The organism is Variovorax sp. LjRoot175 (assembly GCF_964253805.1).
In the GTDB taxonomy this organism is placed as follows: Bacteria; Pseudomonadota; Gammaproteobacteria; order Burkholderiales; family Burkholderiaceae_C; genus Variovorax.
In genome coordinates, this window is sequence record NZ_CAXURY020000001.1 from 5,800,169 (window position 1) to 5,812,819 (window position 12,651).

Annotated in this window: 15 protein-coding genes; 9 read left to right on the forward strand and 6 right to left on the reverse strand. The window is 69.3% G+C overall.

The annotated features are described in order from the left end of the window. Positions 1 to 4 precede the first annotated feature (4 nt). Both ACSQ89_RS28725 and ACSQ89_RS28730 read right to left on the reverse strand, forming a co-directional pair. Positions 5 to 1,066, reverse strand: coding sequence for a S1C family serine protease (locus tag ACSQ89_RS28725; RefSeq protein ID WP_093108534.1), 1,062 nt, complete (start codon positions 1,064 to 1,066; stop codon positions 5 to 7). 68 nt (positions 1,067 to 1,134) lie between these two features. Continuing rightward, the gene (locus ACSQ89_RS28730) at positions 1,135 to 2,586 is read right to left on the reverse strand and encodes a PLP-dependent aminotransferase family protein (protein WP_436291980.1); all 1,452 of its coding nucleotides are present in this window, start codon (positions 2,584 to 2,586) and stop codon (positions 1,135 to 1,137) included. Between the two features lie 82 nt (positions 2,587 to 2,668). On the opposite strand from ACSQ89_RS28730, the gene ACSQ89_RS28735 reads away from it, so the two are divergent. The 5 genes from ACSQ89_RS28735 (at position 2,669) to ACSQ89_RS28755 (ending at position 6,566) form a co-directional block, all read left to right on the forward strand. After that, on the forward strand, positions 2,669 to 3,895 hold the full coding sequence (locus tag ACSQ89_RS28735) for an MFS transporter (protein ID WP_436296595.1): 1,227 nt from the start codon (positions 2,669 to 2,671) through the stop codon (positions 3,893 to 3,895). Between the two features lie 400 nt (positions 3,896 to 4,295). Beyond that, positions 4,296 to 4,565 carry a translation initiation factor IF-1 gene (gene infA / locus ACSQ89_RS28740; protein ID WP_028249914.1) on the forward strand — a complete coding sequence of 90 codons (270 nt, stop codon included), beginning with the start codon at positions 4,296 to 4,298 and terminating at the stop codon, positions 4,563 to 4,565. A gap of 10 nt (positions 4,566 to 4,575) precedes the next feature. Beyond that, a complete protein-coding gene (gene dbpA / locus ACSQ89_RS28745) occupies positions 4,576 to 5,973 on the forward strand; it encodes an ATP-dependent RNA helicase DbpA (protein WP_436291978.1) in 1,398 nt (465 codons plus the stop codon). A 34-nt stretch (positions 5,974 to 6,007) separates the two neighbouring features. Continuing rightward, positions 6,008 to 6,178 carry a hypothetical protein gene (locus ACSQ89_RS28750; protein WP_170855639.1) on the forward strand — a complete coding sequence of 57 codons (171 nt, stop codon included), beginning with the start codon at positions 6,008 to 6,010 and terminating at the stop codon, positions 6,176 to 6,178. A 58-nt stretch (positions 6,179 to 6,236) separates the two neighbouring features. After that, positions 6,237 to 6,566 carry a hypothetical protein gene (locus ACSQ89_RS28755; RefSeq protein ID WP_436291977.1) on the forward strand — a complete coding sequence of 110 codons (330 nt, stop codon included), beginning with the start codon at positions 6,237 to 6,239 and terminating at the stop codon, positions 6,564 to 6,566. Between the two features lie 47 nt (positions 6,567 to 6,613). On the opposite strand, the gene ACSQ89_RS28760 is transcribed toward ACSQ89_RS28755, so the two are convergent. Further along, positions 6,614 to 7,270 carry a TetR/AcrR family transcriptional regulator gene (locus tag ACSQ89_RS28760; protein ID WP_436291976.1) on the reverse strand — a complete coding sequence of 219 codons (657 nt, stop codon included), beginning with the start codon at positions 7,268 to 7,270 and terminating at the stop codon, positions 6,614 to 6,616. Positions 7,271 to 7,390: 120 nt separating this feature from the next. Here ACSQ89_RS28760 and ACSQ89_RS28765 point away from each other — a divergent pair, with 120 nt between their 5' ends. The 3 genes from ACSQ89_RS28765 to ACSQ89_RS28775 all read left to right on the forward strand — a co-directional run bounded on the left by ACSQ89_RS28765 (position 7,391) and on the right by ACSQ89_RS28775 (position 9,774). Beyond that, a complete protein-coding gene (locus tag ACSQ89_RS28765; protein ID WP_436291975.1) occupies positions 7,391 to 8,347 on the forward strand; it encodes a VOC family protein in 957 nt (318 codons plus the stop codon). Continuing rightward, positions 8,344 to 9,252: a c-type cytochrome gene (locus tag ACSQ89_RS28770; RefSeq protein ID WP_093108527.1), complete on the forward strand. Its 909-nt coding sequence runs from the start codon at positions 8,344 to 8,346 to the stop codon at positions 9,250 to 9,252. Before ACSQ89_RS28765 ends, ACSQ89_RS28770 begins: the two co-directional genes overlap by 4 nt. Positions 9,253 to 9,450: 198 nt before the next feature. Continuing rightward, positions 9,451 to 9,774 carry a hypothetical protein gene (locus ACSQ89_RS28775; protein ID WP_436294255.1) on the forward strand — a complete coding sequence of 108 codons (324 nt, stop codon included), beginning with the start codon at positions 9,451 to 9,453 and terminating at the stop codon, positions 9,772 to 9,774. Here ACSQ89_RS28775 and ACSQ89_RS28780 read toward each other — a convergent pair. Beyond that, a complete protein-coding gene (locus ACSQ89_RS28780) occupies positions 9,771 to 10,766 on the reverse strand; it encodes a tripartite tricarboxylate transporter substrate-binding protein (RefSeq protein WP_436296596.1) in 996 nt (331 codons plus the stop codon). The genes ACSQ89_RS28775 and ACSQ89_RS28780 overlap by 4 nt on opposite strands. A 15-nt stretch (positions 10,767 to 10,781) precedes the next feature. Then, on the reverse strand, positions 10,782 to 11,981 hold the full coding sequence (locus ACSQ89_RS28785) for a M20 aminoacylase family protein (RefSeq protein WP_436294253.1): 1,200 nt from the start codon (positions 11,979 to 11,981) through the stop codon (positions 10,782 to 10,784). Between the two features lie 100 nt (positions 11,982 to 12,081). Between ACSQ89_RS28785 and ACSQ89_RS28790 the strand changes: the two genes are divergently transcribed. Further along, a complete protein-coding gene (locus ACSQ89_RS28790) occupies positions 12,082 to 12,270 on the forward strand; it encodes a hypothetical protein (protein ID WP_093108523.1) in 189 nt (62 codons plus the stop codon). A 9-nt stretch (positions 12,271 to 12,279) separates the two neighbouring features. On the opposite strand, the gene ACSQ89_RS28795 is transcribed toward ACSQ89_RS28790, so the two are convergent. After that, positions 12,280 to 12,588 carry a plasmid stabilization protein gene (locus ACSQ89_RS28795; RefSeq protein ID WP_093108522.1) on the reverse strand — a complete coding sequence of 103 codons (309 nt, stop codon included), beginning with the start codon at positions 12,586 to 12,588 and terminating at the stop codon, positions 12,280 to 12,282. Between the last annotated feature and the right edge of the window lie 63 nt (positions 12,589 to 12,651).

The window sequence follows — 12,651 nt, forward strand, 5'->3', positions numbered from 1 at the left end:
ATCCCTAGATACCGGAAGGCTTGCGCAGGGTTTGCATGCGGTCGACCGCCTGGATCCGGATCTTGCGCGTCTCCGAGCCCTGCTGCACCGTGAGCACCACCTCCGCATCGGGTGCCGGCCGCTTCCAGAGCTGCTTGTAGAAGGCCTCGAGCGTGGCGACCTCGATGCCGTCGACCTCCAGCACCACGTCGCCGGGCTGAAGCCCCGCCGCCAGCGCGGGCCCCTGCCGGTCCACGCGCACGATCTGCACATGCCCGTCGCGTTCCGAGGACGAGAGGCCGAGCCAGGGCCGGATGCTCGCCCGCGTGCGGCCGGTGGACTGCATCTCCGCCAGCACCGGGCGCAGCAATTCGACCGGCACGAACATGTTGCCCGGCAGCGTGCGATCGGCGCCCGCGGCCTCCAGCACGAACAGGCTGCCGATGCCGACCAGCTCGCCGTTGCGGTTGAAGAGCGGTGCGCCGCTGTGGTTGGCCACCGGCGGGCTGGTGAAGAGCGCCGATTCGATGTGGTATTCCCAATAGCCCGAGAAAGGCCGCGTCGCGATCAGGCGCGTAAAGCCCACTTCGGTGCCGCTGCTGCTGCCGGTGGCGACCAGCAGCGGCTCGCCCGGCGTCAGGCCGGCGACGCCTGCCAGCGGCACCGGCTCGACGCCGCGCAGCGGCACCAGCGGGCGCAGCAGGCCGAAGCCGGTCGCGAGGTCGTAGGCGATCTGGCGCGCAGGCAGCGTGCGATCGTCCTGCGTGATGACTTCGATGGTCTCGGCTTCCAGCAGCAGGTAGCCGATGGTGAGGATCAGGCCTTCGGGCCCGATCACCACGCCGGAGCCCGATCGCCGCATCCCGAGGGTGTCGGCCGAGGTGGCGCCCTCGGTCGCGGTGATGCGCAGTGCGACGACCGCGTCGCCCGCGCGCTGGAGGGCCTGGACCTGCGGGGACACGGCTTCGGTCTGGCGCGGCGCGCCGGGGGTGGCGGCATGCGCCGCAGAGAGCACGGACAGAGCGAACAACCAGAGGGCGCAGGCGACCAACGCCCACAACCGGCGGGGCGATTCTCGAGTCTTCATGGCCGCGCTCCTTGGAACGAAGTTGAGTGTGATGGTGCGCCGCAAGCGACCAGCTCGCAAGTGGCCGACTACATCAACCCCACCAGGCGCTGGACAGCCTCCTCGATCCGCTGCGCATCGATCAACCCATAGCCGAACGCCAGCCCGTTCGTGCCCGTTCCCGCCAGCGCATAGCGCCCAAGCGAAGACAGCGCGATGCCCGCGCCGGCCGCGCGTTCCACCACCGTCTCGGCACGGCCGCGCCCGCGCAGCCAGGCCGACAGATGCAGCCCGGCCTCCGACGGAATCAGCTCGAGCCGCCCGGCTGCATGCCTGGAAAGCGCCTCCAGCAGGACGGTGCGCCGCTCGCCATAGACGCGGCGCATCTTGCGGATGTGGCGCGCCAGGTGTCCTTCGGCAATGAAGGCGGCCAACGCATCCTGGGCCAGCGCCGGGCTGTGCCAGTCGGCCAGTTCGCGCGCCTGCACCAGTGCCGCGCGCGCCCATGGCGGCGCGACCACGAAGCCCAGGCGCAGCGCCGGGAAGAGGCTTTTCGAAAAAGTGCCGACGTAGAAGACCGAGCCGGCGCGGTCGAGCGTCTGCAGCGCGTCGAGCGGGCGGCCGGCAAAGCGGAACTCGCTGTCGTAGTCGTCCTCGATCACCACCGCGCGACGCTCGCGCGCGAAGGCGAGCAGCTCGGCGCGGCGGCGCGGCGACATGACGGTGCCGAGCGGGAACTGGTGCGAAGGCGTCACGCAGATCACGCGCACATCCGACGGCAGCCGATCGACGCACAAGCCCTCGCCGTCGAGCGGCACCGCCACCAGCCTGGCGCCCGCTGCCGTCATGGCCTGGCCCAGCGGCGGATAGAACAGCTGCTCGACCGCCACCACCGTGCGGCCCGGCACAACCAGGATGCGCGCCAGCAGGTTGAAGGCCTGCTGCGCGCCGGCGGTGACGACCACGTCGGCCGCGGCGCAGGCCACCGCCCGCGTGAAAGACACATGCCGCGCGATCGCCTCGCGCAACGCGGGCTGCCCCTGTGGATCGGCGTAGTCGGCCGGCACGCGGGTGATCGCGCGCAGCGCGCGGTCGGAGAGCCGCCGCCAGATGTCGAAGGGGAAGGCGCCGGCCTCGGGCAGGCCGACGCGGAAGTCGTCGCGTGCCGGCGCGGTGTGCAGCACGGGCTCGCGCGCCATGCGCGGGCTGCGCAGGGGAACCAGCCGCGCATCGGGCCGCTCGGGCCGGCCGGCGACAGCAGCCGGCGCGCGCCGCGGACGCGGCAGCGTGTCGGCCACATAGGTGCCGGCGCCCGGCCGCGCCAGCAGATAGCCCTCGCTCAGCAGCAGATCGTAGGCCGCGACCACGGTGTTGCGCGAGATGCCGAGCGTGGCCGCGAGCGCGCGCGAGGCCGGCAGGCGCAGGCCGGGCTGCAGCCGGCCGTCGAGGATGGCGGCGCGCAGCTGCCGGTGCACCGCGCGCAGCAGATCGCGCGATCTCTCGGGCGGCAAGCCGATGGCCAGTTCGAAAATTGGCTCCATGAAGTTCGTCGATTGTGGATCTTTTTTTGGTCCACTTTCAATCCTATTCTCAAGCCGTCAAGAACCTCACCAGGAGTACGAGATGCCCGAACTCTGCGTCACCCAGCCCCTCGCCGCACCGGCAACAACGCCCGCCCATCGCCTGCCATGGAGCCTCGCCTGGCTCGCGCTCGGCGCCTTCGCGATCGGCACCGAAAGCTTCATGATCGCGGGCCTGCTGCAGTTGCTGGCCGCCGATCTGCAAGTGAGCGCGGCCCGCGCCGGCCAGCTGGTCCTGCTGTTCGCGCTGAGCTATGCGATCGGCTCGCCGCTGATGGCGGCGCTGTTCGCGCGCATCGAGCGCCGCCGGCTGCTGATCGCGGGCCTGGCCGCCTTTGCGGCGATCGCGCTCGCGGGCTCGCTGGCGCAGAGCTTCGCGCAGCTGGCGCTGGTGCGCGTTGCGCTCGGGCTCACGGCCGGCGTGTTCCTGCCTACCGCAAGCGCGGTCGCGGCCTCGCTGACCGCTCCGAGCCTGCGCGGCCGCGCACTGGCCGTGGTGACCGGCGGCGGCACCGTCGCCGTCGCGCTCGGCGTGCCGCTGGGCGCCTGGATCGCGGGCTGGGGCGGCTGGCGCATGGCCTATCTGCTGGTCGCCATCCTCGCGGCACTCGGCGCACTGGGCCTCGCCAACGGCCTGCCGAGGCAACTGGCGCGCGAAGCCCAAGACAATGAGGCCCGCTCGCCGGCCCTCGCTGCGGCGCGCCAGCCGGGCCTGCTGCCCGCGCTGCTGACCACGGTGCTGTGGGCCACCGGCGGCTTCAGCTTCTACACCTACATCTCGGTCTTCCTCACGCAGACGCTGGGCTTCGGCGCCGAAGGCGTGGGCGCGGTGCTTTGCGCGATCGGCGTGGCCGCGGCCGTCGGCACCGCTGCCGGCGGCTGGGCCACCGACCGCTTCGACGCCGACCGCGTCGCCCGGGCCTTCGCGCTGATGCTGGTCCTGATCCTCGGCGGCCTCTCCCTGGCGGCTGAGGCCCTGCCGCGCTCGGCCGCCGTGCCGGCGATCGTCATGCTCGCGACGCTCTGGGGTTTTGCCGGCTGGGGTTTCGGCCCGGCGCAGGCGATGCGGCTGATCCGCCTGGCACCCGCGCAGGCGCCGATGACGCTCTCGCTCAATGCCTCGGCGATCTACCTCGGCATCGCGTCGGGCTCCGCGCTCGGCGGGTTGGCGATCGATGCGATCGGCGTCGGCGCGCTCGGCTGGGTCGGCTCGGCTTGCCAGTTCGCGGGCCTGATGCTGCTGATGCGCGCAGCGCGTTCCGCTCGCTGAGCTCGCTACATTTTCGATAGCACTTCACACAGGAAGGGCGGCATCTGCCGCCCTTCGCCTCGATCCGACGGTGCATTGCCAAGCAACAGTCATACCATCTCGGTTAGAATGCGGAGTTCGTTTCGATACCCGACGAAGTATTTCGTCACTCAGCCGGCTGACCTGGAATACCAGGCCTTCACTCTCAAGCCGGCTCACACAGTGTGTTGGTGCGCCAGACCGGGCGCCCATGATTGCCACCACTGCCTTCGTACCGTTGAAGCGAACAGCGCGCTGTCCGCTCCGGTGGGCGCCATTTCCGGCCCGGCCTGCGCCCGTTTCACTGTTTGTTCGCGCATTGCGGCGTCGCAATGCGCAGGCGCCCGATTCGAACCATCTACACACACTATTCGGAGTCCTCATGCCCAAGGAAGAACTGATCGAAATGAACGGCGCAGTCACGGAAGTGCTGCCCGATTCCCGCTACCGCGTGACCCTGGACAACGGTCACCAGCTGATCGCCTACAGCGGCGGCAAGATGCGCAAGCACCACATCCGCATCCTGGCCGGCGACAAGGTGTCGCTGGAGCTGTCGCCCTACGACCTGACCAAGGGCCGCATCACCTTCCGCCACCTGGAACGCCGCGGTCCGCCGCCGGTCAACAGCGGCAACAACTCGCAGCGCCGCTGATCCTCTTGCCGTGACGGGTCCCGCCACCGACTTCGCCGCGCTGCCGCTGACGCCGCAGACGCTCGCGAACCTGAAGCAGCTCGGCTATCTGCAGATGACGCCGATCCAGGCGGCCAGCCTGCCGCCGGCGCTGCTCGGCCGTGACCTGATCGCGCAAGCCAAGACCGGCAGCGGCAAGACCGCCGCCTTCGCGCTGGCGCTCCTGGCCAACCTCAATCCGCGCCGCTTCGCGGTGCAGGCCATGGTGCTGTGCCCGACGCGCGAGCTGGCCGACCAGGTGACGACCGAGATCCGCCGCCTGGCGCGCGCCGAAGAGAACATCAAGGTGGTCACGCTCTGCGGCGGCGTCGCATTGCGCGGGCAGCTCGCCAGCCTCGAGCACGGCGCCCACATCGTGGTCGGCACGCCGGGCCGCATCATGGATCACCTCGAGCGCGGCAGCCTCGATCTGGAAGCGCTCAACACGCTGGTGCTCGACGAGGCCGACCGCATGCTCGACATGGGCTTCTTCGACGACATCGCCAAGGTCGCGCGCCTGTGCCCCAAGGAGCGCCAGACCCTGCTGTTCTCCGCCACCTACCCCGAAGGCATCGCCCAGCTCAGCGCGCAGTTCATGAAGAACCCGCAGCAGATCACGGTGCAGGTGCAGCACGAGGAAGGCAAGATCCGCCAGCGCTGGTACGAGGTGAAGGACAGCGAACGGCTGCACGCCGTGAGCCTGCTCCTGAACCACTTCCGCCCGCCGAGCACGCTGGCCTTCTGCAACACCAAGCAGCAGTGCCGCGACCTGGTACAGGTGCTGCAAGCCCAGGGCTTCAGCGCGCTGGCCCTGTTCGGCGAACTCGAGCAGCGCGAGCGCGACCAGGTGCTGGTGCAGTTCGCCAACCGCAGCTGCTCGGTGCTGGTCGCCACCGACGTGGCCGCGCGCGGGCTCGACATCGCGCAGCTCGAAGCCGTGATCAACGTCGACGTCACGCCCGACCCCGAGATCCACATCCACCGCATCGGCCGCACCGGCCGCGGCGATGCAGAAGGCCTGGCGCTCAGCCTGGCGAGCATGGACGAGATGGGCAGCGTCGGGAAGATCGAGCAGTTGCAGAGCCGCGAATCCGAATGGCACCCTCTGGCCGGACTCGCCGCCACCCAGGCCGAACCCCTGCAGCCGGCCATGGCCACGCTGCAGATCGTCGGCGGCCGCAAGGAGAAGATCCGCGCCGGCGACGTGCTGGGCGCGCTCACCGGCGAGGCCGGCTTCACGCGCGACCAGGTCGGCAAGATCAACGTCAACGAGTTTTCCACCTATGTGGCGGTCGATCGGCGCATCGCGCGCGAGGCCGTGCACAAGCTTTCCACCGGCCGCGTCAAGGGCAAGACCGTCAAGGTACGGTTGCTCGACGATGTGGCTTAATTACGCCCTTCGACCTTTTTTATCCGAGCTTTCCATGACCAAGAAAATCCGCACCGAGGCAGATCGCATTGCCACTCCCAAGCCCGTTCCGATGCCCGGCTACAGCCTGCCCAAGATGGGTGGCGGCCAGAAGGTCAGCCTCGAGCGCGGCACCGCGACCCGCAGCAAGAAGAACCCGGGCAAGCGGGCCAAGAAGGGCGGCTGAACGCGCCTCGCGCTTCATTGTCCAAGCTCCGGAATACGCGCCCTCGGGCGCGTTTTTCATGTCCGACGACTACCAGATCCACATCCCGCCTTCCTTCTTCGCGATCTACACCGACGCGAGGCAGCGCCTGCGTGAGCCGCTGGCCACCGTGCGGTCGCGCTACGAGGTGTGCGAGGACCTCGCCAACCACCTGGTGCAGCACGCGCAGCTGCTGCATCACGTCGAGGTGCCGTCGGAAGAAGAAATCCTCCTGCGCATCCATGCCGGGCTGAACTCGCCCGAGGCCGGCGTGTCCGCGGCAGAGGCTGGCTGGATCGTGCAGCGGCTGGCCGAGCTGCTCGGCTGGAACTGTCCGCCGCTCGACCATCACACCCACCGTTCGGGCTGAGCCCGTCGAGGCCTGTCCTGAGCTTGTCGAAGAACCCTTCGACAAGCTCAGGGGGAACGGTGGCGCGCAACCGGCGCCTCGCCCATGGGCGGAAATGGCGGGAGCGGCCGGTGCGCCACTTCCTTGGCCGCGGCGTGCTCCATGCCCAGTCCGCGCAACACGCAGGTCGCGACCTCGCGGCCATGGTTCGGCGGCGCCAGCCCCAGCGCCACGCTGCGCATGGCCTGTGCGACGGTGCCGTTGATCAGGTCCATCGCCGCCGCCTCGTTGGGAATGCGAAAAGCCTTCTGTTTCACGCCCAGGCGCAGGTCGGCCAGCACATAGTCGCGGATCTCGAGCAGCAGCTCGGGCGCCGCGGCCGCCACGTCCAGCATCATCAGCGCCCACTGCGGGCTCTGCTCGGCCAGCCAGATGTAGCGCTGGTTGCCGATCGCCATGCGCTGCGCGCCCTCGGCGATCCCTTGCTGGCTGTCGGCGATGCGGCGGCACAGCGTGTCGGCCAGCAGCAGCGCGACGGCGCTCGCAACTTCCTCCTTGGTCTTGAAGTGGTTGTAGACCGTGCCGGTCGTCATGCCCGCGACCGCCGCCAGTTCCTGCATGGTGGCGCCGGCGAAGCCGCGCGCCGTGAAGACCCGGATCGCCGCCTGCACCAGCTGCACCCGCGTGCGCTCGCGCTTCGCCAGGCCCAGCTGGGGCCGCCACACACTTTCGGCCAGGGCCTCTGGCAAAAGTGGTATGGACGGGTCGCCTAAATTCAGGACATCATTCATTTTTAGACACATCCATCATTTTTGCCCCCAACCTTCATTTATAGAGAGTTTGCCATGCCTCCCGATCTCCGCCTCGGCTATCTGGTCTTCGAAGCGCGCCGTCTTCCTCGATGGGAGGCGTTCTGCCAACACATGCTCGGCCTCGCCGCGCCTGCGGCCTACATCGACGGCAGCATCGGCTGGCAGATCGACGAGGCCTGCCAGCGGCTGATCGTTCAGGAAGGCCCGACCGACGATCTGGCGGCGCTGGGCCTCGAATGCGCGAACGACGAGGTGCTGGACAGCCTGCTGCAGCGCCTTCGCCAGGGCGGCATCGAAGTGACGGCAGCCGACGCGGCGCTTCGCAGTGCGCGCCGCGTGCAGCGGCTTCATCGCTGCACCGACCCTTGCGGCAACAGCGTCGAGCTGTTCACCGGCCTGGCCGCCGCCGCGCAGCCTTTCGCATCGCCGGTCTTTCCCGAAGGTTTCCGCACCGGCGAGCTGGGCCTGGGCCATGCCGTGCTGGTGTCGCACGAGCTGGCGGCGATGGAGGCCTTCTACGTCGGCCTGCTGGGCTTCGGCGTGACGGAGCGGCTCGCAACGCGTGTCGGCCCGATGGACATCCGCGGCGTGTTCCTGCACTGCAACCGCAGGCATCACTCGATCGCGCTGTTCGACATGCCGCTGTCCAAGCGCATCCACCACTTCATGCTGCAGGCCGAGCGGCTCAGCGACATCGGCATCGCCTTCGAGCGAGCGCGCCGCCACAAGGTGCCGCTCTCGCTGGAACTCGGCCAGCATCCCGATCCCGACGGCACCTTCTCCTTCTACGGCGCCACGCCCTCGGGCTTCGACTTCGAGATCGGCGCCGGCACGCAGACCATTGACCCCACGGGCTGGGAAACACAGCACACCGATGTCACCAGCGCCTGGGGCCACAAGCCGAAGCTGCGCCTGCAATTGAAGATGGCCGCCGGGCTGATCACGCAAAAGATGTCCGGCGCACCGCGCCAGGCGAAGGAGCTCGCATGACGACAACGACCAAGCGCTGGCTCAAGCGCGGCGCCCTGGCCCTGCTGATCCTCGTCGCCCTCGCCGCCGCCGCCCTGTTCGCCGGCGACCAGCTGGCCCGCCACAAGATGCAGCGCAAGCTCGAGGTCGCGGTGAAGGCCGTGCCCGTCCGCGAAGACGCGGCCGCGCTCGAACGCGGTCGCTATCTCTACGCCTCGCGCGGCTGCGTCGACTGCCACGGCGCCCAGGGCAACGGCAGGATGTTCCTCGACGACGGCAAGGGCATGCGCATCGCCGGGCCCAACATCAGCCCCGGCCCCGGCAGCGTGGTCGCGGGCTACGCGCCGGAAGACTGGGTGCGCGCCATCCGCCACGGCGTCGACCCCAAGGGCCGCGTGCTGATGGTGATGCCGAGCGAGGACTACAACCGCTTCACCGACGAAGACCTCGCCTCCCTGGTCGGCTACATCCGCAAGATGGAGCCCGCCGCGGGCGGTGCGGCGGTACTCGACCTGCCGCTGCCGGTGCGCGCCTTCTACGGCTTCGGACTGATGCACGACGCCGCCTCGAAGATCGATCACACGCTGCCGCCCGCGCAGCCGGTGCCCGACGGCGTGAGCGTGGCGCACGGCGCCTACGTGGCCAACATGTGCCTGGGCTGCCACGGCGTCAAGCTCAACGGCGGCAAGATTCCCGGCGGCCCGCCCGACTGGCCGGCCGCGGCCAACCTGACGCCCGGCGAAGGCACGTCCATGACGCGCTATGCCGACGCCGACGCCTTCGCGCGCATGTTCAAGACCGGCAACCGGCCCGACGGCACGCCGATCAAGGTCATGCCCTTCGGATCGCTCGGCCAGATGAACGACACCGACGTGCGCGCGCTCTTCCTGTACCTGAAGAGCCTGCCGCCCAGTCCGCAGGGTTAGCGTCCCGCGAGCGCCTCGCGAAGCCAGGGACGTGGAAGGCCGCTTGCCTGCAACGCCGTCGCGCCTGTCCTTGATCAAGCTCGCACCGCGCGAGCGCACGGGTCCCGCGGCCCGGCACGAAGTCGTGGCCAGTGTGGACAGCGCGACCGGTCGTCCGAGGGCCTCGCGATCAGTTGCGACGGCCGCCACATCGCGACGGTGAACATGCGCGAAACCGCCTTCGCACCCGATTCGCCGCGCTACACCAAGCAGGCTTCGATCAGCTATTTCAGCTTCGACCCCGGCCGCAGCGCACTCGCCAAGGTGGGCGACTATCCCTTCGAGGGCATGCTGCCGGAGGGCGGCAGCTTCGATGCCGCCGGCCGGCATTTTCTGGCGACGGTCTTCGAATACGCGGACGGCAGCACGCCCGCCGGCGGCATCGAAGTCTGGCGCGTGGGCGATGCCGGCAAGCCGGGCCTGACGCACCTGGGTCGCATCGTGGTGCCGCACGGCGCGCACCACGTCGAGCTCACGCCCTAATCGATCTTCGCGCCCGAGGCCTTGACCACCACGCCCATCGCGTCCCAGTCGGCGCGCAGCAGCTTCTGGAAATCCTCGGCGCCGGAACTGCGCGGCTCGACGCCGAGGCGCATCAGGCGCTCCTGCATCGCCGGCTCGGCGATCACCTTGTTGAGCGCCGCATTGATCTTGTCGACCTCGGCCCTGGACGTGCCGGCCGGTGCGAGCAGGCCGATCCACGAATCGAACTCGTAGCCCGGCAGGCCGCTCTCCATGGCGGTCGGCAGCTTGGGCAGGAAGGGGCTGCGGACCTTGCCGGTGGAGGCCAAGAGCGCGATGCGCGCATCACCCTGCAGGCCGATCACGCCGATGCTCGACGAAGTCACCGCCTGCACGCGGCCGGCCAGCACCTCGTTCACCGCCTCGCCGGTGGACTTCATCGGGATGTGCGTCATCTGCAGACCGGCCTTGGCGAGGAAGGAGGCCATCGCGAGGTGCGTGGCGCTGCCGTTGCCGGCCGAGGCGTAGTTGTATTTGCCCGGATTCGCCTTCACCTCGCGAATGAACTCCGCCGTGTTCGACACCTTCATGTCGCTCGACACCGCGACCACGTAGCCGGCATTGCCGATGCTGGCCACGCCGACGAAGTCCTTGAGCGGGTCGTAGGGCAGCTTGCTGTAGAGATGGCCCGCGATGTGGTGGCTGGCCGCCGCCAACACCAGCGTGTTGCCGTCGGCCGGCGCCTTGGCGACGATCGCCGCGCCCACCGTACCGCCCGCGCCCGCGCGGTTCTCGACGATCACGCTGGCATTGAGCGCCGTGCCCAGCTCGTTGTTGAAGGCGCGCGCCACCGTGTCCTGCACGGCGCCGGTGCCGAAGGGCACCACGACGCGGATCACGCGCTGCGCATGCGCGGGCGCCGCGGCTGCCAGGGCCAGCAGGCCGGCCGCGGCGAAGGCGGCCAGGGAACGTCGGGTGAACAGGTGGGACATCGCAGCGGCCGCTTTCGTCATGGTTGTTCTGGAAGTTCAGGTGCCGGCCGGAAGCCAGCGCTCCACCAGCTTCACGAAGTAGCTGGCGCCGATCGGAATGATCTCGTCGTTGAAGTCGAAAGACGTGTTGTGGATGATGCAAGGACCGGGCCCGTGGCCTTCGAGCCGGTGGTCGCCGTCGCCGTTGCCGAGGAAGGCATAGCAGCCCGGCCGCGCGAGCAGCATGTGGGCGAAGTCCTCGGCGCCCATCACTGCGGGCAAGTCGTCGGTCACCATGTCCTCGCCCACCACCTCGCGCATCACGCTCGCCGCGAACTGCGCCTCGGCCTTGTGGTTGACCGCCGGCGGCGAGGCGCGCACGAAGCTCACCTCGGCCGTGCACTCGTGCGCCTGCGCGATGCCCTGGGCCAGCGTGCGCAGGCGCTCCTCGATGCGGTCCAGCGCGGGAATCGAGAAGGTGCGCACCGTGCCGCCCAGCGTGGCGACGTCGGGAATCACGTTCGGCGCGTCGGAGCCTTGCAGCTGCGTGACCGCGAGCAGCGCGCGCTCGGTGCTCGCGATGGTCTTCGGCACCAGGGTCTGCAGCGCCTGCGCCAGCGCGACGACGGCACCCACCGGGTCGATGCCCGTGTGCGGCATCGAGGCATGCGTGCCGCGGCCGCGCATCGTGATCTTGTAGGTGTTGCTCGAGGCCATGAGCGCGCCTTCGTTGAGCGCGAATCGGCCGACCTCGCCCACGGGAAAGTTGTGCAGCGCAAACACCGCGTCGCAGGGGAAGCGGTCGAAGAGCCCATCCTGGATCATCTTCTTGGCGCCCGCCTTGCCCATCTCCTCGGCCGGCTGGAAGATGAAGTTCACCGTCCCGTCGAAGCGGCTGCCCTTCTGCGCCAGGTGCCATGCGGCCGCCAGCAGCATCGTCGTATGGCCGTCGTGGCCGCAGGCATGCATGCGGCCCGCGTGGGTGGACTTGTGGGCGAACTCGTTGGCCTCGGCAAGCGGCAGCGCATCCATGTCGGCACGCAGGCCGATGCTGCGCGTGCCTGTGCCCTGGCGCAGCACGCCCACCAGCCCGGTGCCGGCGATGCCGCGGTGCACCTCGATGCCCCATTCGGCGAGCAGCTTCGCGACTTTTTCAGAAGTGCGGTGCTCTTCGAAGCCCAGTTCGGGATGCGCGTGGATGTCGCGGCGAATGTCGACGAAGCGGCTGACGTCTGCGAAGGAATCGGCGAGGTTCATGGCGGCGGTCGTGGGGAAGAAGCCACGGATTCTGACGCAGCTTGGCCCGGCGCGCGTCCCGGCCTAGGATGGCGCATCACCGATCCGATGAAGGCCCTCCATGAGCAACGAGCTGCGCAGAAAACTGCACGAGCTGCAGGAGCTGTCGAACAACGCGCCCGACCCCCAGACGCGCGCCATCATCGAGGCCCTGCGGCTTCAGACCGCGATCCTCAACGAGCGCCTGTTCGCCATCGAGCTGCAGCTGGCCGAACTCGGCAAGGGCGGCCTGCCGAAGCCGGAGCCCTGAGCGTCGCGCTCAGGCGCGTGCGGCGTTGCGCTTGCGCGTGGCGGCGGCCTTCTTCGCCGAGGCCGAGCGCTCCGCGGCGCTCCGGCTGGCGGAGGCCGAACCGCCGATGTGGCCGCCCTTGCGCGAGGGCGCATGGCTCTCGGCCTTGCCGCGGCCCGAGCCGCTCTTCTTGCCGCCGCCGGTCTCGGCGTTCACCGTGGCCCATGCGCGCCGCTCGGCTTCACCCTTCGCGACGCCGCGTTTCTCGTAGCCTTCCTCGATGTGCTCGGCCTTGCGTTTCTGCTTGTCCGAGTAGGAGGATTTGTCACCTCTTGGCATGACGATTCCTTTCGTAAGACCTGGAATACGGCAAGGCTGCGCTTCACGAATCACTGGTAGCGC